Origin of the sequence: Rhodovulum sp. 12E13 (assembly GCF_003340565.1) — a bacterium.
Taxonomy (GTDB): Bacteria; Pseudomonadota; Alphaproteobacteria; order Rhodobacterales; family Rhodobacteraceae; genus HLUCCA09.
Genome location: NZ_QPLK01000010.1, coordinates 70,087 through 90,536, shown reverse-complemented (window position 1 = coordinate 90,536; position 20,450 = coordinate 70,087). Strand labels below are relative to the sequence as shown.

General features: G+C 72.1%; 19 protein-coding genes and 1 pseudogene. 6 read left to right on the top strand and 14 right to left on the bottom strand.

All coding sequences use genetic code 11. From position 1 onward, the window contains the following. Positions 1-120 precede the first annotated feature (120 nt). The 3 genes and pseudogenes from DLJ49_RS10860 to DLJ49_RS10850 form a co-directional block, all read left to right on the top strand. Positions 121-756: pseudogene (locus tag DLJ49_RS10860) on the top strand (glutathione S-transferase family protein); the annotation flags it as partial. 104 nt (positions 757-860) lie between these two features. Beyond that, positions 861-2,072 (top strand): acetyl-CoA C-acetyltransferase, encoded by a 1,212-nt coding sequence (locus DLJ49_RS10855; RefSeq protein ID WP_115393574.1) that lies wholly within the window; start codon positions 861-863, stop codon positions 2,070-2,072. 11 nt (positions 2,073-2,083) lie between these two features. Next, the gene (locus tag DLJ49_RS10850; RefSeq protein ID WP_115393573.1) at positions 2,084-4,282 is read left to right on the top strand and encodes a 3-hydroxyacyl-CoA dehydrogenase NAD-binding domain-containing protein; all 2,199 of its coding nucleotides are present in this window, start codon (positions 2,084-2,086) and stop codon (positions 4,280-4,282) included. 101 nt (positions 4,283-4,383) lie between these two features. Here the strand turns inward: DLJ49_RS10850 and DLJ49_RS10845 are convergent, their stop codons facing one another. Together DLJ49_RS10845 and DLJ49_RS10840 are read right to left on the bottom strand one after the other, a co-directional pair. Continuing rightward, positions 4,384-4,998: a Hint domain-containing protein gene (locus DLJ49_RS10845; RefSeq protein WP_115393572.1), complete on the bottom strand. Its 615-nt coding sequence runs from the start codon at positions 4,996-4,998 to the stop codon at positions 4,384-4,386. A 164-nt stretch (positions 4,999-5,162) separates the two neighbouring features. Beyond that, on the bottom strand, positions 5,163-5,816 hold the full coding sequence (locus DLJ49_RS10840) for a sulfotransferase family 2 domain-containing protein (RefSeq protein WP_115393571.1): 654 nt from the start codon (positions 5,814-5,816) through the stop codon (positions 5,163-5,165). Positions 5,817-5,896: 80 nt separating this feature from the next. On the opposite strand from DLJ49_RS10840, the gene DLJ49_RS10835 reads away from it, so the two are divergent. Together DLJ49_RS10835 and DLJ49_RS10830 are read left to right on the top strand one after the other, a co-directional pair. After that, complete coding sequence (locus DLJ49_RS10835; protein WP_115393570.1) at positions 5,897-7,534, top strand: AMP-binding protein; 1,638 nt, start codon at positions 5,897-5,899, stop codon at positions 7,532-7,534. Between the two features lie 235 nt (positions 7,535-7,769). Continuing rightward, on the top strand, positions 7,770-8,798 hold the full coding sequence (locus DLJ49_RS10830) for a M48 family metalloprotease (protein ID WP_115393630.1): 1,029 nt from the start codon (positions 7,770-7,772) through the stop codon (positions 8,796-8,798). Positions 8,799-8,829: 31 nt separating this feature from the next. Here DLJ49_RS10830 and DLJ49_RS10825 read toward each other — a convergent pair whose 3' ends face one another. The 6 genes from DLJ49_RS10825 to DLJ49_RS10800 form a co-directional block, all read right to left on the bottom strand. Then, positions 8,830-9,279: a hypothetical protein gene (locus tag DLJ49_RS10825; RefSeq protein ID WP_115393569.1), complete on the bottom strand. Its 450-nt coding sequence runs from the start codon at positions 9,277-9,279 to the stop codon at positions 8,830-8,832. A gap of 79 nt (positions 9,280-9,358) precedes the next feature. Beyond that, the gene (gene upp, locus DLJ49_RS10820) at positions 9,359-10,000 is read right to left on the bottom strand and encodes a uracil phosphoribosyltransferase (RefSeq protein WP_115393568.1); all 642 of its coding nucleotides are present in this window, start codon (positions 9,998-10,000) and stop codon (positions 9,359-9,361) included. Next, a complete protein-coding gene (locus DLJ49_RS10815) occupies positions 9,997-10,977 on the bottom strand; it encodes an adenosine deaminase (protein WP_115393567.1) in 981 nt (326 codons plus the stop codon). Before DLJ49_RS10815 ends, upp begins: the two co-directional genes overlap by 4 nt. Beyond that, complete coding sequence (locus tag DLJ49_RS10810) at positions 10,974-12,188, bottom strand: phosphopentomutase (RefSeq protein WP_115393566.1); 1,215 nt, start codon at positions 12,186-12,188, stop codon at positions 10,974-10,976. Before DLJ49_RS10810 ends, DLJ49_RS10815 begins: the two co-directional genes overlap by 4 nt. After that, positions 12,185-13,495, bottom strand: coding sequence for a thymidine phosphorylase (locus DLJ49_RS10805; RefSeq protein WP_115393565.1), 1,311 nt, complete (start codon positions 13,493-13,495; stop codon positions 12,185-12,187). The genes DLJ49_RS10810 and DLJ49_RS10805 overlap by 4 nt, the downstream gene beginning before the upstream one ends. 8 nt (positions 13,496-13,503) lie before the next feature. Continuing rightward, positions 13,504-13,899: a cytidine deaminase gene (locus tag DLJ49_RS10800; RefSeq protein WP_199533351.1), complete on the bottom strand. Its 396-nt coding sequence runs from the start codon at positions 13,897-13,899 to the stop codon at positions 13,504-13,506. Between the two features lie 239 nt (positions 13,900-14,138). Between DLJ49_RS10800 and DLJ49_RS10795 the strand changes: the two genes are divergently transcribed. Beyond that, positions 14,139-14,804, top strand: a complete 666-nt coding sequence (locus DLJ49_RS10795; protein ID WP_115393563.1) for an SOS response-associated peptidase — start codon at positions 14,139-14,141, stop codon at positions 14,802-14,804. Between the two features lie 171 nt (positions 14,805-14,975). Here DLJ49_RS10795 and DLJ49_RS10790 read toward each other — a convergent pair whose 3' ends face one another. From DLJ49_RS10790 to rpe, 6 genes are all read right to left on the bottom strand, one after another. After that, positions 14,976-15,725, bottom strand: coding sequence for a hydroxypyruvate isomerase family protein (locus tag DLJ49_RS10790; protein WP_115393562.1), 750 nt, complete (start codon positions 15,723-15,725; stop codon positions 14,976-14,978). Positions 15,726-16,158: 433 nt separating this feature from the next. Beyond that, positions 16,159-17,154 carry an SLAC1 anion channel family protein gene (locus tag DLJ49_RS10785; protein ID WP_115393561.1) on the bottom strand — a complete coding sequence of 332 codons (996 nt, stop codon included), beginning with the start codon at positions 17,152-17,154 and terminating at the stop codon, positions 16,159-16,161. Between the two features lie 4 nt (positions 17,155-17,158). Further along, entirely contained in the window at positions 17,159-17,527 is a 369-nt protein-coding gene (locus tag DLJ49_RS10780) for a DUF5368 domain-containing protein (protein ID WP_115393560.1), read from the bottom strand. Between the two features lie 15 nt (positions 17,528-17,542). After that, entirely contained in the window at positions 17,543-18,862 is a 1,320-nt protein-coding gene (locus DLJ49_RS10775; protein WP_115393559.1) for an NAD(P)/FAD-dependent oxidoreductase, read from the bottom strand. A 130-nt stretch (positions 18,863-18,992) separates the two neighbouring features. Then, complete coding sequence (gene gph / locus DLJ49_RS10770) at positions 18,993-19,673, bottom strand: phosphoglycolate phosphatase (RefSeq protein WP_115393558.1); 681 nt, start codon at positions 19,671-19,673, stop codon at positions 18,993-18,995. Further along, on the bottom strand, positions 19,670-20,359 hold the full coding sequence (gene rpe, locus DLJ49_RS10765; protein ID WP_115393557.1) for a ribulose-phosphate 3-epimerase: 690 nt from the start codon (positions 20,357-20,359) through the stop codon (positions 19,670-19,672). Before rpe ends, gph begins: the two co-directional genes overlap by 4 nt. Between the last annotated feature and the right edge of the window lie 91 nt (positions 20,360-20,450).

Sequence of the window (20,450 nt, the reverse complement as noted above, 5' to 3'; positions counted from 1 at the left end):
TGCCGCGATTGACGTTAACGCCGGATTACCCCGGCCCGATCTTCTTCTTGCCCGCAATATCCCACGGGGGTGCGGGGGTGTGAAACCCCCGCTTCCGCCCGCGCAAGGAGGCCCGACGGCATGATCGAACTCTACTGTTTCGGCGAGAGCGGGAACGCCTACAAGGCGGCGCTGCCGCTTGCGCTTGCCGGCCTTGCATGGCGGCCCGTCCATGTGGACTTCTTCCGCGGAGGCGCGCGCACGCCGGAATATCGCGCGATCAATCCGATGGGCGAGGTGCCGGCGCTGGTCGAGGGCGATACCGTGATCACCCAGTCGGGGGCGATCCAGGACTGGATCGCCGCGCGCAGCGGCCGCTTTGGCGGCGACTCGGAAGCGGAGCGGCGGGAGGTGCTGCGCTGGGTGCTGTGGGACAACTCGAAGATGTCCGGCCTCGCCGGGCCGCGCCGGTTCCTGATGAACTTCGCGCCCGAGGAAAAGCGGCCCGCACAGGTGATCGACTGGCTGGGCGGGCGGCTCGCGTCGAGCCTTGCAGTGCTCGACGCGCATCTTGCGGGCCGTGACTGGATCGTGGGCGAGGGCCCGACCAACGCCGATCTCTCCTGCTGCGGCTACCTGTTCTACCCCGAGCCCTTCGGCTTCGATCGTGCGGCGCACCCCGCCATCGACGCCTGGCTCGACCGGATCGCGGCGCTCCGGGGCTGGCGCCACCCCTATGACCTGATGGAGCGGGCCCTGCCCGGCCCGGCGGCCGATCACCGGCCCGATCACCGGCCCGATCACCGGCCCGATCACCGGCCCGATCACCGGCCCGATCACCGGCCGGGTCCGCCTGACCCACGACAGACCACGAGGTTCAGATGACCGACGCCTATATCTACGACGCCGTGCGCACGCCGCGTGGCAAGGGCCGCAAGGACGGCGCGCTGCATGAGGTCACCGCCGTCCGCCTCTCGGCCCAGGTGCTGAACGCGCTGACCGCGCGCAACGGCCTCGAGGGCAATGCAGTGGAGGATGTCATCTGGGGCAACGTCACCCAGGTCGGCGAGCAGGGCGGCTGCCTGGCGCGCACGGCCGTGCTGGCCTCCGAGCTCGACGAGAGCATCCCCGGCCTCGCCATCAACCGCTTCTGCGCGTCGGGGCTCGAGGCGGTCAACCTCGCCGCCAACCAGTTGCGCGCGGGCGCGGGCCGCGCCTACATCGCGGGCGGCGTCGAAATGATGGGGCGGGTGCCCATGGGCTCCGACGGGGCGGCGGTGGCGGTCGACCCCACCGTGGCCATGGAGCATTACTTCGTGCCCCAGGGCATCGCGGCCGACATCATCGCCACCGAATACGGCTTCACCCGCGACGACGTGGATTCCTACGCCGTCGAAAGCCAGCGCCGCGCGGCGCGAGCCTGGGAAGAGAACCGTTTCGGCACGTCCGTCATCACCGTCCGCGACCAGAACGGGCTGCCGATCCTCGACCGCGACGAGCACATGCGGCCGGGCACAGACATGCAGTCGCTGGGCGCCCTCGAGCCGTCGTTCCGGGCGATGGGCGAGCAGATGCCGGGCTTCGACAGGATCGCGCTCATGAAATACCCGCATCTGGAGCGGATCGAGCATGTCCACCATGCCGGCAACTCGAGCGGCATCGTCGACGGCGCGGCGGCGGTTCTCGTTGGCGACCGCGCGTTCGGCGAGGCACACGGGCTCAGGCCGCGGGCGAAGATCCGGGCGAACGTCAAGGTCGGCACAGATCCGACCATCATGCTGACCGGCCCGGTGCCCGCGACCGAGAAGGTGCTGCGCGCGGCCGGCATGGAGGTGGGCGATCTCGACCTGATCGAGGTGAACGAGGCGTTCTCCTCGGTCGTGCTGCGCTTCCTGCAGGCCTTCGGCGCAGATCCCTCCCGGGTGAACGTCAATGGCGGGGCCATCGCCATGGGCCATCCGCTCGGTGCGACGGGGGCGATGATCCTCGGCACGCTGCTCGACGAGATGGAGCGGCAGGACAAGGCGACGGGGCTCGCCACGCTCTGTGTCGCCTCGGGCATGGGTGCCGCGACGATCCTGGAACGCGTGTGAGGACGGAGACGATGACCGATTTCCACTATTCCGTCAACGGGGACGGCGTCGCCGTCATCACCTGGGACGTGCCCGGCCGCTCGATGAACGTGATGAGCCGCGAGGGCTTTGCCGAGCTCGACGCCCATGTCGACACCGCGCTGGCCGACGACGCGGTGAAGGGCGTCGTCATCACCTCGGGCAAGGACAGCTTTGCCGGGGGGATGGACCTCAACATCATCGCGAAGATGCGCGACGAGGCGGGGGACGAGCCGGCGCGCGGGCTCTTCGAGGGGATCATGCAGATCCACGCCATCCTGCGGAAGATCGAGCGCGCGGGGATGGACCCCAGGACGCTCAAGGGTGGCAAGCCGATCGCCGCCGCCCTTCCCGGCACGGCGCTCGGGATCGGGCTGGAAATCCCGCTCGCCTGCCACCGCATCTTCGCGGCGGACAATCCGAAGGCCAGGATCGGCCTGCCGGAGATCATGGTGGGCATCTTTCCCGGCGCGGGTGGCACGACGCGGCTGGTGCGCAAGATGGGCGCGATGGGCGCCTCGCCCTTCCTGCTCGAGGGCAAGCTTTCGGACCCGAAGAAGGCGAAATCGGCCGGCCTGATCGACGAGGTGGCCGACGACCCGGTGGCGGCGGCGAAGGCGTGGGTGCTGCAGGCGAGCGACGCCGACCTCGTGAAGCCGTGGGACAGGAAGGGCTACAAGATGCCCGGCGGCGCGCCCTACACGCCCGACGGCTTCATGACCTTTCTCGGCGCCTCGGCGATGGTGAACGGGCGCACGCAAGGGGTGTACCCGGCCGCCCGGGCGCTGCTTTCGGCGGTCTACGAGGGTGCGCTGGTGCCCTTCGACACGGCGCTGAAGATCGAGGCGCGGTGGTTCACCAACGTGCTGATGAACCCGTCGTCGTCGGCCATGATCCGTTCGCTCTTCGTCAACAAGGAGGCGCTGGAGAAGGGGGCGAACCGCCCCGACGTGGCGGACCAGACGGTGCGCAAGGTCGGCGTGCTGGGCGCGGGCATGATGGGCGCCGGCATCGCGCTCGTCTCGGCGCAGGCGGGCATCGAGGTGGTGCTGGTCGACCAGTCGAGGGAGGCGGCCGAGAAGGGCCGCGCGCACACCGCCGATCACGTCGAGAAGGGCATCAAGCGCGGCAAGACGACGACGGAGAAGGGCGAGGCGATGCTCGCCCGGATCGCCGCGACCGACGATTACGCCGACCTTGCGGACTGCGACCTGATCGTGGAGGCGGTGTTCGAGGACATGCGCGTGAAGGCCGAGGTGACGCGGAAGGCCGAGGCGGCGGCGCCCGGGGCGGTGTTCGCCACCAACACCTCCACCCTGCCGATCACCGACCTGGCGAAGGCGAGCGCGCGGCCGGCTGACTTCATCGGCATCCACTTCTTCTCGCCGGTCGAGAAGATGATGCTGGTGGAGATCATCAAGGGCCGCGAGACGGGCGAGCGCGCGGTGGCCAAGGCGCTCGACTACGTGCGCCAGATCCGCAAGACGCCGATCGTCGTCAACGACGCCCGCTTCTTCTACGCCAACCGCTGCATCATCCCCTACATCAACGAGGGGATAAGGATGGTGAAGGAGGGGGTTGCGCCTCCGCTCATCGAGAACGCGGCCAAGCTCGTGGGCATGCCGCTCGGGCCGCTGCAGCTGGTGGACGAGACATCGATCGATCTCGGCGTGAAGATCGCAAGGGCGACGAAGGCCGCGATGGGCGATGCCTATCCCGACGAGGCGGTCGACGAGGTGCTGTTCTGGATGGCGGACGACGGCCGTCTGGGGCGCAAGGCGGGGGCCGGCTTCTACGCCTACGACGAAAGCGGCAGGCGCGCGGGCCTCTGGGACGGGCTGGTGGCCAAATACCCGCCGGCCGCCGAGCAGCCCGACCTGCTCGAGGTGCAGCACCGCCTGCTCTTCGCGCAGGTGCTCGAGGCGGTGCGCGCCTTCGAGGATGGCGTGCTGACCGACATCCGCGAGGGCGACGTGGGCGCGATCCTCGGCTGGGGCTTCGCCCCGTGGTCGGGCGGCCCGTTCTCGTGGCTCGACATGCTGGGCGCGCCCTATGCCGCCGAACGGGCGGACGAGCTCGCCGCCGCCCACGGCGATCGCTTCGGCTGCCCGGGGCTGCTGCGCGAGATGGCCGAGAAGGGTCAGAGCTTCTACCGCCGCTTCGGCGACGGCGCGGCGGCGACCGCCGCCTGACGGCGCGCAGCGCCGGCGCAAGGCTCTTGCAAGAGCCTTGACCGCGCTCGCGCGAGCGCGGAACGCCCTTGGAAGGGCGTTCGCCCGCCCCGTCCGTCCGGTCAGCCGATCCGGGGATCGGGCGACGGCGCGAGCGATGCGGCGAGCATACGCGCCTCGCCCGCCCCCAGCATGGCGTAGCGGGGCGGCGACGCGGTCGCCGCATCGTCCAGCGTCGCGGGCTGGCTCCACGCACCGGCACACTGCACCAGCGCCTGCCCCTCGGCGAAGACCATCTCGTCGGCCTCGAAGCCGAGCGAGACGACCACCAGCGGCGCCTCGGGCAGCACCTCGGCCACGCCCGGCAGCCCGGCAAGCGACGCGGCGGGCACCAGCGCGAAGGGATCGCCCCACGCGGCCTCCGCCAGGTCGCTCTCGATCATCACGCCCTGTCCGGGGCCCACGAGCAGCGGCGCAGCGTTGCCGATCAGGCCCGCCGGTAGACGCAGAAGCGCCTCCGCCCCGCTGCGCGGCCCGGGCACCAGCCGTCGCGCGACCGACCGCACCGTCTGGACCCCCGAATCGAATGTCACGACGCGGTCACCCGCGCCGAGGTCGTCCGCCCGGCACCAGCCAGTTGGCGTGGCGATGCGCGTCGTGCCGACCAGACCCGCCGCATCGGCACTCTGCGCGCGCCCCTTGCGCGGCGCGACACGCTCCCCGATCCAGTCCAGCATGGCCAGCCTCCCTCACCTGCCGCGCGCCCATTCATTCAGCGCGCATTAACCATGGCAGCCGACGGATCGGCCGAAATGACGGACGGCATGGGGCAGTATCGGGGCACCGTTTCTCGATGGATGACGATCACCACGGCCAGGCGGCGACTGGCCACGGCCCGCGATCACCCGTCGAAGGCGTAGCCGAAGCGCGCGATGTCCTCGGCACAATCCTCGGCCACCAGCGCCGCCGTGCGCGCATCATAATAGCCGCGCCAGTCGGCCGCTCGCTGCGAGGCGTTGACGCGCTCCGGCAGCCGCAGCGAGACGCCGAGGTGCCGCTCGACCGGAGCGATGTCGGCTGCAAGGACCTCCAGTCGCACGAAGGCGTCGCAGCGCTCCTCCCCCGATGGCAGCCGCATGGGAGCGCCGTAGGGCGCGGCGCGGAAGCCCGCCCGCGTCTGCGGATGGGCCAGGAAGTCGGCGAAGCCCACGCGCTGCGCCAGCGCCACTGCCGGATGGGCGAAACGCTGCCCGCGCAGCCAGTGGTAATAGCTCACTGCCCGGTCCCACGGGTTGCGCACGAGGGTGAAGACGAAGAGCGCGCGCAACTCCTCCTCGCTCACGAGGCCCCGCAGGTCGGCGAGTCGCGCGTGCTTCCGGAGCCGGCCCGCCGCCCGCAGGCCCCGCAGCGCCCCCTTGCGCCGCCGCGCCTCGGGCGTGTCGCCGATGAGCAGGTCGCTCTCGGGCGCCCCCGCCTCGAGCGCCTGCGCCAGCGCCGTGCCCCCCGTCTTGGGGATGTGGACGAAGACGAAGCCCCGTTCACGGCTGACGATCATCGCGCGCGCCCCCTCATCCGCTCTTTTCCCAAAGGTCCGATCCGTGGATACTGCGACAAAATGGACCGAGGGAGGACGCCATGGGCTGGCTGGCCGACGAAACCGGGCTTGAGAAGTGCGCGGCGAACTACGCCCCGCTCACGCCGCTGTCGCATCTGAGGCGCGCGGCCGAGGTATTCTCGGGGCACGAGGCGCTCGTCTATCACAACCATCGCCTCACCTACGCCGACTATGCCGAGCGCGTCACCCGCCTTGCCGCGTCGCTCGCCGCCATGGGGGTGCGACCGGGCGACGTGGTGGCCACCCTCCTGCCCAACGTGCCGGCGCACGCCGAGGCGCATTTCGCCGTGCCCGCCTGCGGCGCGGTGCTCAACGCCATCAACATCCGCCTCGACGTCGACACGGTGGCCTACATCTTCGGCCATGGCGGCGCGAAGGTGGTCCTGTGCGACACCCAGTTCCTGCCGCTTGCCGAGGCCGCGAAGGAGCGGATGGAGGGCCCGGGCCCCGAGATCGTCGAATGCTCCGACCACGCCGCGGGCTTTCCCGCCACGGGGCGCTACCCCGACTACGAGGAGGTCATGCGCCGGGGCGATCCCGGTTTCGACTGGATCATGCCCGAAGACGAGTGGGAGTCGATCGCCCTCAACTACACCTCTGGCACGACGGGGCGGCCCAAGGGCGTCGTCTACCACCACCGGGGCGCCTACCTGAACACGATGGGCCAGCCGATCAGCTGGCGGATGACGCTCTACCCCCGGTATCTCACCATCGTGCCGATGTTCCACTGCAACAACTGGTGCCACACCTGGATGATCCCGGCGCTGGGGGGCACCACCGTGTGCTGCCGCGACATCAATGCCGAGGCGATCTACAACGCCATCGCCTACGAGGGCGTCACCCACCTGGCCGGCGCACCGATCGTGCTGAACATGCTGGTCAACGCCGACGAGCAGATCCGCCGCCCCTTCGACCACACGGTGGAGGTGTTCACCGCCGGCGCGCCGCCGGCGCCCGCCACGCTGCACGCGATCGGCAAGCTCGGCTTTCACGTCACGCAGGTCTATGGCCTGACCGAGACCTACGGCCCCGCGACCGAAAGCACGTGGAACCCCGACTGGGACGGGCTGGCCGACGAGGACAAGACGGCGAAGAAGGCCCGGCAGGGCGTGCCGATGCCGTTCATGGACGGGCAATACGTGGCCGAGCCCGAGAGCATGGCGCCGGTGCCCCGCGACGGGCAGGTGCAGGGCGAGATCATGATGCGCGGCAACGGCGTGATGAAGGGCTACTACAAGAACCCCGAGGCGACGAAGGAGAGCTTCCGCGGCGGCTGGTTCCATTCCGGCGATCTCGCCGTGCAGCACCCCGACGGCTACGTGCAGATCGCCGACCGCGCGAAGGACATCATCATCTCGGGCGGCGAGAACGTGAGCTCGGTGGAGGTGGAGGGGGTGCTGATGCACCACCCGGCGGTGCTCCTCTGCGCGGTGGTCGCTCGGGAGGACGAAAAATGGGGCGAGGTGCCCTGCGCCTTCGTCGAGCTGAAGCCGGGGGCGAGCGCGACCGAGCAGGACCTGATCGCCTTCTGCCGCGAGCGGCTGGCGGGCTTCAAGACGCCGAAGGCGGTGATCTTCGACGAGTTGCCCAAGACCTCGACCGGCAAGATCCAGAAATTCGAGCTGCGCCGGCGGCTCAAGGAGCAGGCGGCCGCCTGAGGCGACGCGCTGTCCCCCCGGCCGGTGCCTTGGCGGCCGGCATCGGAGGGGGCGCTGCCCCCGTCGGCCGTTCCGGCCGACTCCCCCGGAGTATTTGGACCAAGATGATGGGAGGGGGCGCCCCTTTCGGGGCGCGCCGTTGGGCGGGCAGCCATGCCGCGCGTTGTGGGGGGGCCGGCGTTGGAGTATGCTGCGCGCCAACCAAGAGGCAGAACAGGCCCGAGAGCAGTTCCGCGTGACCGCCCTGACGCGATACGCCCGGCTGGAATGCCCGGGAATCTGGCGTGCCGAGCCCGACGCGCAGCGCCTCGACGTGGTCGTGGGCTTCGGCGACGCCTCGCTGGTGATCTCGGACCTGGCGGGCCGCCCGCTGTCGCACTGGTCGCTCGCCGCGGTGGCGCGGATCAATCCCGGCGAGGTGCCGGCGCTCTACACGCCCTCGGCGGAGGCGACGGAGCTGCTGGAAGTGGCCGACGACACGATGGTGGAGGCGGTGGAGACGGTGCGGCGCGCGGTGGCGCGGGCGCGGCCACGGGGCGGCCGGGTGCGCGCGCTGGCGCTCGTGGCGAGCCTCGCGTCGATCGTGGCGGCCTCGGTCTTCTGGCTGCCCGAGGCGCTGGTGCGCCACGCGGTCTCCGTGCTGCCCGAGCCGAGCCGGGCAGAGATGGGAACCCGACTTTTCGCGGCCATCGAGCGGGTCTCGCGCCCGCCCTGCCGGGGGCCGCGGGCCGACCGCGCGCTCACCGCGGTCGCCGCGCGCCTTGCGCCGGCGGTGCCGGGGAGCGTGGCCTCGGTCGTGGTGGTGCCGGACGGGGTGGAGCGGGCTCTGGCGCTGCCGGGGGGCACGATCGTGGCGGGGCGCGCGCTCGTCGAGGACCACGAGACGCCCGAGGTGCTGGCGGGCTACGTGCTGGCCGAGGCGGTGCGCGCGGGCGCAGAGCCGCCGCTCGCCGACCTGCTCGAGGCGGCGGGCACATGGGCGGTCGTGCGCCTGCTGACGACGGGCCACCTGCCCGAGACGGCCTTCGCCGGCTACGCGGAGGCGCGGCTGACCGACCCGCCCGCGCCGCCCCCGGCCGAGGCGCTGCTGCCGGCCTTCGCCACGGCGGAGTTGACCTCGACCCCCTACGCCTATGCCCGCGACGTGACCGGCGAGAGCGTGCTGCCTCTCGTGGAGGGCGACCCGATGCGGGGCAAGGCGGCCGCGCGGCCCCTGATGTCGGACGGCGACTGGGTGGCCCTGCAGAACGTCTGCGGACCGTGACGACGGGGTCAGGTGCGCGTGCGGGTGCGCCTCAGTGCCCCCAATCGGCGCCGGGGCGCACCCGACGGGGGACGTCGTCTGTCCAGACCTGTCCCATGCGGGCGGCGCCGGCGGCGCTGCGCCCGCCGCGCTCGGGGTTCAGCCGCCCGTCGCCGAAGGCGTATTCGTAGCCCGGCGGCGGCCCGCCGACGCCCCTGGACACGGTGCCGCCGGCGACCGGGACCAAGGCCCCGGCCCGGGGCAACACGCGGCGGGGAACGTCGCGCGTCCAGACCCGGTCGGTCATCTCGTCGCCGAGGGCGGAGCGGCTGGCGCGATGCGGGTTGACGCGGCCATCGGTGAACGCGGGCTCGAATCCCGGCGGCGGGCCCGACGATTGGGCAGCAACCCCGGGGGCTAGCGTCAGGGCAAGGGCGGCACCGAGGGCAAACGCCGAAACGAGGCGTGCGGCGATGAGGCGCGAGGCGAGGGGGCGGGGCATGGCATTCTCCGGTCGGGTGCCGCCAGCATGGCGCGGCCGGGCGGGCGGGTAAAGCCGGCCCGATCGGGCCGCGCGCCGCTCACCTGGTGCCGAACATCCGGTCGCCCGCGTCTCCGAGGCCGGGCACGATGTAGCCCTGCTCGTTCAGCCGCTCGTCGAGCGCCGCCGTCACCACGGGCACGTCGGGGTGCGCCGCCTTCATGCGCTCGACGCCCTCGGGCGCGGCCAGCAGGCACAGGAAGCGGATGTCGGTCGCGCCGGCCTTCTTCAGCAGGTCCACCGCGGCGGCCGAGGAATTGCCGGTGGCGAGCATCGGGTCGACGACGATCACGAGGCGATCCTCGAGCGTTTCGGGCACCTTGAAGTAGTACTGCACGGGCTGCAGCGTCTCCTCGTCGCGGTAGAGTCCGACGAAGCCCACCCGCGCGGCCGGGATCAGGTCGAGGATGCCCTCCATCAGCCCGTTGCCCGCCCGCAGTATCGAGATCAGCGCCATCTTCTTGCCGGCGAGCGTGGGCGCCTCGATCTCGGCCAGCGGTGTCTCGATCACCTTGGTCGTGAGCGGCAGGTCGCGGGTGACCTCGTAGGCGAGCAGGTGGCTTATCTCGCGCAGCAGCCGCCGGAACGAGGCGGTCGAGGTATCCTTCTCGCGCATGATCGTCAGCTTGTGCTGGATCAGCGGGTGATCGACGATGGTGAGGTGGTCTGTGGCCAGGGTCATGTCTCGTCCAGTCGCTTGAGCAGGCGGTCGCGGGTGGCGGCATCGCAGAAGGCGGCGCGGGCGGCGGTGCGGGCGATCTCGCGGAAATCGCCCTCGTCCCAGCCGAAGGCCGCGTTCAGCGCCTCGTACTCCGCCGTCATCGTGGTGTGGAAGAAGGGCGGATCGTCGGTGGAGACGGTGACGGGCACGCCGGCCGCGCGCAGCCGCTCGATCGGGTGGGCGCGCGTTTCGGGGTAGACGCGCAGCGCGACGTTCGAGCCGGGGCAGACCTCGAGAGTGATTCCCGCCTCGGCCAGCCGCTCCACCAGCGCGGGGTCTTCGATGGCGCGCACACCGTGGCCGATCCGCTCGACGCGCAGGTCGTCGAGCGCGGCGGCCACGCTCTCGGGGCCGCGCCACTCGCCGGCATGGGCGGTCAGCCTGAGCCCCGCCTCGCGGGCGCAGTCGAACGCCCAGAGGAAGTCGCGCGGCTCGCCCACCGTCTCGGCCCCCGCGATGCCGAAACCGGTGAGGAAGCGGCCCGCCGTCTCGGCGGCGCAGATCGCCACGGGTTTCGCGCGCTCGGGGCCGAAATGGCGGATGCAGGTGACGATGCCTCTCAGCACCGGCCCGCCCTGCGCCTCGACCCCCTCGGCCGCCTCGCGGATCGCCGTCAGGTAGTCGCGCCACGCCTCGACATCGCCGCCACCGCAGAAATCGGGCGACAGGAACGTCTCGGCGTAGATCACGCCGTGCTCGGCGAGGCTCTCGCAGACGGTCCGCGCGAGGCGGCCGTAGTCGTCGGGCGTCGTCAGGACCGACGTCGCCGCCTCGTAGACGCTCAGGAACTCGGCGAAGCCGTCGTAGGCGTAGGCGCCGCGCTCGTCGAAGAGGCCGGAGAGATCGACATGCTTCTCGGCCGCCAGATCGCGGATGAGGGCCGGCGGGGCGGCCCCCTCGATATGCAGGTGCAGCTCGATCTTCGGCAGATCCTTCACGCGGGTCTCCTGTCCTGCCCCTGTCCGCGCTCGGCCAGCCCCAGGTGGGCGGCGAGCGTCGCGGCAACGTCGGCGAAGGCCATGAGGCCCAGCTCGCCGGCTCCCTGCCCTGCTCCGAGCACCGGAACGCGCTCGCGCGTGTGGTCGGTGCCGCTCCAGGTCGGGTCGTTGCCGTGGTCTGCGGTCAGTATCATCAGGTCGTCCGGGCGCAAGCGGTCGAGAACGGGGGCGATGGCGGCGTCGAACCATTCGAGCGCGCGGGCGTAGCCCGAGACATCGCGGCGGTGGCCGTAGAGGCTGTCGAACTCGACGAAGTTGGCGAAGGTCAGGCTGCCGTTTTCGGCCTCGTCCACCAGCCGGCCGAGATGGCCCATCAGCTCGGCATCGGTGCCCTTGGCCACGTCGTCGATCCCCTGCATCGAGAAGATGTCGCCGATCTTGCCAACGGCATGCACGCGCCCCCCCGCCCCCTGCACCCAGTCGCAGAGCGTGGGCGCGGGTGGCGCGATGGCGAAGTCGCGGCGGTTGGCAGTGCGGGTAAAGGCGCCCGGCTCACCGGTGAAGGGCCGCGCGATCACCCGCCCCACACGCAGCCCGTGCAGGATCGGTGCCACCGTCTTGCAGAGGGTCAGCAGCCGCTCCAGCCCGAACGCCTCCTCGTGGGCCGCGATCTGGAAAACGCTGTCGGCCGAGGTATAGCAGATCGGCCAGCCGGTGCGCAGGTGCGTCTCTCCCAGCCTTGCGACGATCTCTGTTCCGCTGGCGTGACAATTGCCGAGAATGCCCTCCGTGCCCGCCGCCTCGCAGACCACCTTCGTCAGCTCCTCCGGAAAGGCAGGCAAGGTGTCGGGAAAATGGTGCCACTCCCAGGGCACCGCCACGCCGGCAAGCTCCCAGTGGCCCGAGGGCGTGTCCTTCCCGGGCGAGACCTCTTGCGCGGCGCCCCACAGGCCCCGCGGCGCGACGCCCGGCCCCGGCATGCAGGCCCCGCTCGCCAGCCGCACGGCCGCCGACAGCCCCAGCGCATCGAGAGCCGGCATTCGCAGCGGGCCGGAGCGCCCCTCCTCCGCCCTCCCCTCTGCGCAGGCCCGGGCGATGTGGGCCAGCGTGTTGGCGCCGGTATCCGGGCGAGCGCCGTTGAAGAAGTCGCCCGCGTCCGGCGCGCCGCCCGCGCCGACCGAATCCATCACCACGAGGAAGGCGCGGCTCATGGCCCCACCCGGCCGAGCACCAGCGGCGGAGGGTCTTGCGCCTCGTGCCCCAGGGTGAAGGCGGCCCGAACGGCGGCCTCGGCCATGTCGGCGTCGGCATCGCTCGCCGCGTGAACCTCGGCGAGCGGCCGGCCCGGCCCGACCTCCTCGCCCAGCCCGGCGATCCGCGCCAGGCCGACTGCCGGGTCCACCCGGTCGCTCTCGACCATCCGCCCCCCGCCGAGCCGCACGACGCACATCCCCAGCGCCTCGGTCTCCACCCGTGCGACAAAGCCCGCCCGCTCCGGCGCGACCACCCGTCTTACCGGCGTCCCCGGCAGCCGGTCGCGCCATGTCTGCAAAAAATCGGCCGGCCCGCCCTGCGCCGCCACCATCGCGCCGAACCGCTCCGCGGCGGCGCCCGAGCGCAATGCGCCGTCGATGCGTGCGCGCCCGTCCGCGACGTCTTCCGCCGCCCCGCACAGCGCCAGCGCCTCGCCGCCCAGCGCCACCGTGATCTCCCAAAGCGGGGAGGTGACGTAGGCCATGGTCAGCGTCTCCATCGCCTCGGCCACCTCCAGCGCGTTGCCGGCGGCCGTCGCCAGCGGCTGATCCATCGCCGTGATCAGCGCGGCGGCCCGGCACCCCGCGCCCGCTGCCGTGCCGACAAGGCTCTCGGCCAGCTCCCGCGCGCCCTGCCGGCTCTTCATGAAGGCGCCCGAGCCGCACTTCACGTCGAGCACAAGCCCCTCGAGCCCCGCCGCCAGCTTCTTCGACAGGATCGAGGCGGTGATCAGGTCGATCGACTCCACCGTCCCCGTCACGTCGCGGATCGCGTAGAGCCGCCGGTCGGCCGGGGCGAGCGCGGCCGACGCCGAGACGATGGCGCAGCCCACCTCCGCCGTCACCGCGCGAAAGTGGGCCTCGTCCACGTCGACGCGGTAGCCGGGGATCGCCTCGAGCTTGTCGAGCGTGCCGCCGGTGTGTCCCAGACCACGGCCCGAGATCATCGGCACGAAGACGCCGCAGGCCGCGAGCGCTGGCGCCAGAACCAGCGAGACGCAGTCTCCCACGCCCCCTGTGGAGTGCTTGTCGACCACCGGGCCGGGCAGATCCCAGACCAGCACATCCCCCGAATCGCGCATCGCTTCCGTCAGCGCCACGCGGGCCGGGGCGTCCATCGGCGCCCGGCACACCCCCATGGCGAAGGCGCCCGCCTGCGCGTCGGTCACCGCGCCCGTGCCGAGCGCCCGCCCGAACCAGCCGGCCGACTCCGGCGTCAGGGCCTCGCCGCGGCGCAAGGCGGACAGGACGGTGCGCGCGTCCACCCTCGCCCTCAGCGCTCCATGTGGCCGGCCGTGAAGGCCCCGGGCAGGAGCTCGGCCACCGTCATTCCCAGCCGCGCGCCGCCCGTCGTGGCCATGACCACGGGCACCTCGCCACCCGCGAATTCCGCCAGCTTCTGCCGACAGCCGCCGCAGGGGGGCACCGGGGCGGGGCTGTCGGCGATCACCGCGATTTCGGCGATCTCGCGCTCTCCCGCAGCGACCATCGCCGCGATGGCCCCCGCCTCGGCGCAGGTGCCCTCCGGGTAGGCCACGTTCTCGACGTTGCAGCCGACATGGACCACGCCCGACACGGTGCGCAGCGCCGCCCCGACCCGAAAGCCCGAATGTGGCGCATAGGCGTTCTCGCGCACCTGCCGCGCGGCGGCGATCAGATCTTCCGACATGCGCATCCTCCCCTCTCGCGCCAGACTGCGCCCAAGCCCGCGGCGGATGCAAGCGCCCGCACCCTGCCCCTGACCCTTCCTTCTTCTTGCGCCAAGTATCCCGGGGGAGTCGGCCGACCGGCCGACGGGGGCAGCGCCCCCATCTCGCCCCGGGGGCCCGAGAGCCTGCACCGCGGCCACTTCGCGCGGGTCCGCGCCCGGGGGTGCGGGGCGCCGCCGCCCGCGCTATGATGGGCGCCATGTGCGGACGGTTCGTCATCACCCATCCAGACGCGGCGCTGGCCCGCCTGTTCGGGGCGCGGCCGGCCAACGACCTGCCCGACACGCCCCGCTACAACGTCTGCCCCACCCAGCCCGTCGCCACGATCCGCAGCGAGGGCGGCACGCGGCTCCTCGCGCCGATGCGCTGGGGCTTCCTGCCCCACTGGTACAAGAGCGAGACCGACGGCCCCCTCCTGATCAACGCCCGTGCCGAATCGGTGGCGACCAAGCCCGCCTTCCGCGCCGCCTGCCGCGAGCGGCGCTGCATCGTCCCCGCCTCGGGCTTCTACGAGTGGACGAAGGACGACGAAGGCCGCCGCCTGCCCTGGTACATCGCCCGACCTGGCGGCGCCCCCCTCGCCTTCGCCGGCATCTGGCAGGACTGGGAGAGGGAGGGCCGTGCCCACCGCACCGTCGCCATCGTCACGACCGAGGCCGCCGAGGACATGGCGACGCTCCACCATCGCTGCCCCGTCGTGCTCGAACCGGCCGACTGGGCGCTCTGGCTCGGCGAGGCAGGCCACGGCGCCGCGACGCTCATGCGCGCCCCCGCCCCCGGCACCCTCGCCTGGTACCGCGTCGACCCGCGGGTGAACTCGAACCGCGCCGAGGGCCCCGGCCTCATCGAGCCGCTGGCGGCCTGAGCCGCCCGAGGCCACGGCGCCACGCGCCCGGGGCATGGCACGGCCACGGCGCCATGGGCCGGCCATCGCCCCCCGTCCCGCCTGCCGTGGACACGCCCGCCGCAGGTGCGCGCCCGGCACCGGCGCGAGGCGGGAGCAGGCGCCGCGAGGCGCTCCGCGTGGTTTCCCCGGTCAGCCGCCCAGCGCCGCCATCCAGCCCAGGGACTCCTCCGTCGGCCCGCCGGGGTGATACTCCGCCCCGACGAACCCCCGCCAGCCCAGCCGCCGCGCCTCTGCCAGCACGAACGCCAGGTCGAGTTCGCCCTCGTCGGGGCGGCCGCGCGACGGGGCGCCGGCGATCTGGATGTGGGCGATCAGCGGCAGGGCGGCGGCGAGGCGGCGGGTGACGTCGCCCTCGGCCACCTGCACGTGGTAGCAGTCGAACATCAGCCGCAACTCGGGCCGCCCCACCGCCGCGATCGTCTCGAGCGCCTGCGCCACGGACCGCAGGTGGTAGCCCGGCACGTCGTGCCCGTTGAGCGCCTCGATCACCACGCGCAGCCCGTGCGGCGCGGCCACGGCGCAGGCATGGGCAAGGCTCTCGCGGTAGGTCTGTTCGCAGGTCTCGCCCTGTCCCGCCAGCACGTGGACCTGCCGCGCGCCCGCCTCCACGGCATAGGCCACCGCCTCGTCCACCGCTGCCCGCGTCTCCGCGCCTCGCCCGGGCAGAGCCGCGGTGCCGAAGGACTCGCCCCGTCGCGTGTTGAGCGACAGAAGCGGGACGCCCGCCGCGACGCAGGCCGCGCCCAGCTCTTGCGCAGGGGTGTCGAAGGGCCATTGCACCTCCACCGCAGAGAAGCCGGCGCGTCCGGCGGCCACCACCCCCTCTGCCAGAGGCAGCTCGCGCCAGAGCATCCCGAGATTGGCCGAAAATCCCTGCATGGCGGACAGCTTGGCAGGCGCGCGCGCTCCCGGCAAGATAGCTGACCCGCGCGGCGAGAGATCGGCCGGAGGACAGCTGCAACCGGCGAGCCCGGCCTTCCGCGCCGCACCTCGGGCGCGGGAAGCGCCCCCCTGGGCACGCCGCCCCAGGAGTGGCGCGCACGGCCGTCTCATGGCCGCTTGCGCCGCAGGTCGCCGGCCGGGCGCCCGGCTTCGCCGGCTGAAACGGCAGAGGGGCGCGGGCCGACAAAGGCCCCTGCCAGCACCGCAACCCGTCGAGCCGGGTGGCGGAGGCCGAGGAACGCGGCCCGAGCGGGCTATGGGAGACCGTGAGGTCGGGTGCTCGGCGGGGGGGTCGGCCCCCGAAGGACGGTCGGCATGACCCGATGCCTGACGCCGTGCTTGCGCACGACCCGCGGCGGATCGCACGGCCTCATTCCGGCAGGCAGATCTCGCCACGCACCATTGCCAGGCCCGTCCGTGCGATGAGGCCGACCACAATCACGACGAGCAGCGCCAGCACCCCCGCCCCGATCCAGAGATGGGCGGGCGAGGCGGCGAGCGCGGCGAAGCGCATCGAGGCGATGCCGAGCGCCGCGACCGGAAAGCTCAGCGCCCAGAACGACAGGGCGAAAGGCAACCGGAAGAGCTTCGGCACCTGCACGGCCACGATGGCGGCGAAGACGTAGGCGGCGTTGAGCAGGATCCGTCCGAACGGATCGGCGCCGCCGCCCGAGAGCTGCGCCCAGGCGAGAAAGGCGACTGCCGGCGGCGCGATCAGGATGACCAGCGTGGGCAGCAGGCGGCCCGGCAGCGGGTCGTGGAAGATCAGGCGGTTGACCACGAGCGTGAGCAGCACCAGCCAGAAGATCAGCCCGGCCGAGAAGAACAGCCACGACACCTCGACATAGCCCAGCGGCACGCCCGCGATGGGCACCACCACGTTGCCCACCGCGGGGATGAACCACGCGGGCGAGACGTGCATCGGCTGGAAGGGCCGCCGACCGATCCAGCCCGAGACGACCGCGACCGTGAGCGCCCCCTGCCCCGCCACGCCGGCGAGCCAGACGAGCCGCGCCACCCCCTCGGCGTCGGGCGCGAGCGCCGTGGCGATCAAGAGAAGCGAGATGGAAATCGCCGGAAAGAAGGCGAGCTTGACCGGATGGTGCCACTCGGCGGCGACGGCGTGGGGGTAACGCGCCGCCTTCAGCCCGTAGAGCACGGCGATGCCGGCGAAGGCGGCGAGGGTGGCCCAGAGCGCCGCCTGCGCGGGCCAGCCCGGCAGCCCCAGCGCGCTCTGGCTCGCGTGCAGCGCCAGCGTCAGCCCCGCAAGCCCCATCACCGCGGCAAAAAAGCTGATCGGCAGATGCGCCAGTCGCGGCTCGGCCGCCGTGGCCTCGGCCGCCCCCGGATGGGTCGCCTGGGCCATGCGCTCAGACCTCCAGTTCCCTGTCGTCCTGCTTGCCGCGGATCAGCGACTGCAGCGTGTAGACGAGGATCGCGCCGCCGATCGAGCCCACGGCGAAGATGCCGATCAGGGTGATCGCGTCGATCGGGCCGCCCATGTCGGCGAGGTTCGATTTCGTCACCCACAGCACGAACCAGACGGCCGCGGCGCCGGCGAAGGGCATCGAGAGCTGTGCAAGCAGGAACTTGCGCATCGACAGGTGGTGATCGCGGATCAGCACGTAGAGGTAGGAGAGGGTGATCAGCACGGCGACGACGACCATGGCCCAGAACAGCCAGAAGCCGAACATTTCCTCGAAGACGGCGATCAGGGTGCCGAATGTCAGTTCTTCCATGGGTCCGTCCTCCTCTCAGGCCTGCCCGCGCAGCATGGCGTTGTAGGTCGCCTTCAGCGCGACCTCCTTCATCAGCCACGATACCCAAAGCTCCTCCAGCGGCGCGATCACGCCGGGGAAGGAGGGCACGAGGTTGTTGTCGTAGTCGAACTCGATCAGCATCGCCCGGCCGACCCGGGTGATGAGCGGGCACGACGTGTAGCCGTCGTAGCTTTCGGTGCCCTCGCGGCCGGCGATCTGCGCGACGAGGTGATCCTCGACCACGGGCACCTGCCACTTGACGCTCGCCGCGGTCTTGCCCTTCGGCACGCCGGCCACGTCGCCCACCGCGAAGACCTCGGGATAGCGGGCATGGCGCAGGGTATGCATGTCGACCTCGACCCAGCCCTGGTCGGTCCACCGGTCGGCCCAGGGGAGCGGCGAGTTGCGCACGGCGTCCGGCGCGCGCATCGGCGGGATCACGTTGGTGAAGTCGTAGGGAAGCTCCACGTCGCCCTCGGGCGTGGCGAAGGTGCAGAGCTTCGCGCCCGGGTCGATCGCCTTGAGCACGTGGTCGTGGACGACGTTCACGCCCCGATCCTCGTAGAGCATGCGCACCTTCTCGTTGACGATGGGCACGCCGAACAGGCTCTTGCTGTGGGCGGCATAGGTGATCTCGACCTTGCCCCGATTGCCCTTCCGCCGCGCGTAGTCGTCGGTCAGGAAGGTGTACTTGAGCGGGGCGCCCGCGCATTTCATCTCGGTCGCGGGGCGGGTGAAGAGCGCCTGCCCACCCGTGTCGGTGAAGCGGTCCATCGCGCGCCAGGTCGCCTCGGCATAGTCGGGGCCGGCATAGACGGCGCCGATGCCGTCCTTGCCCACCATGTCGAGCGAGAAGCCCTCGATCGCCTCCCAGTCGAGCTTCAGCCCCGACGCGACGATCAGGAAGTCGTACTCGACCACCTCGCCGCCCACGGTTGTGACGCGCTTCGCCTCGGGGTCGATCTCGGCGGCCCAGTCCTCGATCAGGGTGGCGCGGCGGGGCAGCCACTTCGGCGTGCGGCTGACCGAGTAGCTCGCCGGTTGCAGGCCCGCCGCGATGAGGGTGAAGCCGGGCTGGTACCAGTGCTCCACGCGCCCGTCGATCAGGGTGATCTCGGCGCCGTCGAGCCGCTCGTCGAGCCGGTTCGCGAGGGCGGCGCCCGCCGCTCCCGCCCCGATGATGACGATCCGCGCCGAGGTCGATACCTTCTCCTGCGCAGGGGCCTGCGAGCCGGCGGCGGCCAGCGCGCCCGCCCCGGCAGCCAGACCCAGAAATCCGCGCCGCGTGGGCGTGAGGTCGTCGATGATCGGCATGGCGTCTCTCCCGGTCGGCCGCGGTTCCATGCCGCTTTCTGAATACTTTCGCACACCGAGACATTGACCCAGATCAACACGGGCAATTCCGAGCAAGGGTTCAGCCTTGCAGCGAAGGGAGATGCCCCGCTCAGGCGCTGCGGCTGGCGCGCGCCTCGACCAGCGGCGCCAGCCGGTCGAAATGGGCGAAGGCGGCGGCGTGGGTCAACGTCTCGACCGGCGCCTTGCGGTAGCCCTCGGTGAACAGCAGGAACGGCACGCCGGCGCGGTCGGCCGTCTCGGCGTCGACCTCGCTGTCGCCGACATACAGGCCGCCGGGCGCGCCGAGCTCGGCGAAGACGGCGAGCAGCGGCGCGGGATCGGGCTTGCGCACGGCGAGGCTGTCGCCGCCAAGCACCGCGGCAAAGCGGTGGGCGAGGCCGAAATGGGCGAGCACCGTGCGCGTCGGTCCGATGGGCTTGTTGGTGCACACACCGAGGGCGTGTCCCCGCGCTGTCAGCAGCGCCAGCGCGTCGAGCACACCGGGGTAGAGGGCCGAGTGCTCGACCGCACCCTCGTAGCGATCGAGGAACGCCGCGAGCAGGCGGTCGTGCTCGGCATCGGGCAGGCCCCGCGCGGCCCGCATGCGCCGCACGAACATGTCGGCGCCCGAGCCGACGTAGCCGCGCGCCTCTGCCAGCGTGAGCGGCGCGGCACCCTCGCCCGCGAGCACCGCGTTGGCGACGGCGCAGATGTCGGGCGCGCTGTCGACGAGCGTGCCGTCGAGGTCGAAGACGATGGCGGGCGCTTCGGGCGAGGGGTGCGCGCTCACGCCGGCGCGGCCTCTGCGACGGCGGCTCGCAGGGCGCGGATGTTGTCGCCGTAGGCGTCCGGCGCCTCGGCCGAGCCGCCCCTGAAGACCGCCGAGCCCGCCACCAGCACGTCGCCCCCGGCCGCCGCGGCGAGCGGCGCCGTCTCGGGTGTCACCCCGCCGTCGATCTCGAGGCGGATGGGTCGGTCGCCCACCATCTCGCGCAGCCGGCGGATCGTGGCGAGCTGCGAGCGGATGAAGCTCTGGCCGCCGAAGCCGGGATTGACCGTCATCACGCAGATCAGGTCGACCATGTCGAGCAGCGGCGCGGCGGCCTCGGGCGGCGTGCCGGGGTTGAGCGCCAGCCCCGCCTTGCAGCCCGCGCCGCGGATCGCCTGCAGCGTCCGGTGGATGTGCGGGCCCGCCTCGACATGGGCGGTGAGGATGTCGGCGCCCGCCTCTGCGAAGGCCTCTATGTAGGGGTCGACGGGCGCGATCATCAGGTGCACGTCCATCACCGTGGTCACGTGCCGGCGGATCGCCTTCACCAGCGGGGGCCCGAAGGTGAGATTGGGCACGAAATGCCCGTCCATCACGTCGACATGGATCCAGTCGGCGCCCTGCGCCTCGGCGGCGCGGATCTCGGCGCCGAAATCGGCAAAGTCGGCCGACAGGATCGAGGGAGCGATGAGCGGGCTCTGTGTCATGGGGCGCCTCCGGTTCGCCGCGCCCATAGCCGGACGCGATGGCGGGGTAAAGGCTCGCGCGGGCGCACCTGCGGAACGGGCCCGCGACACG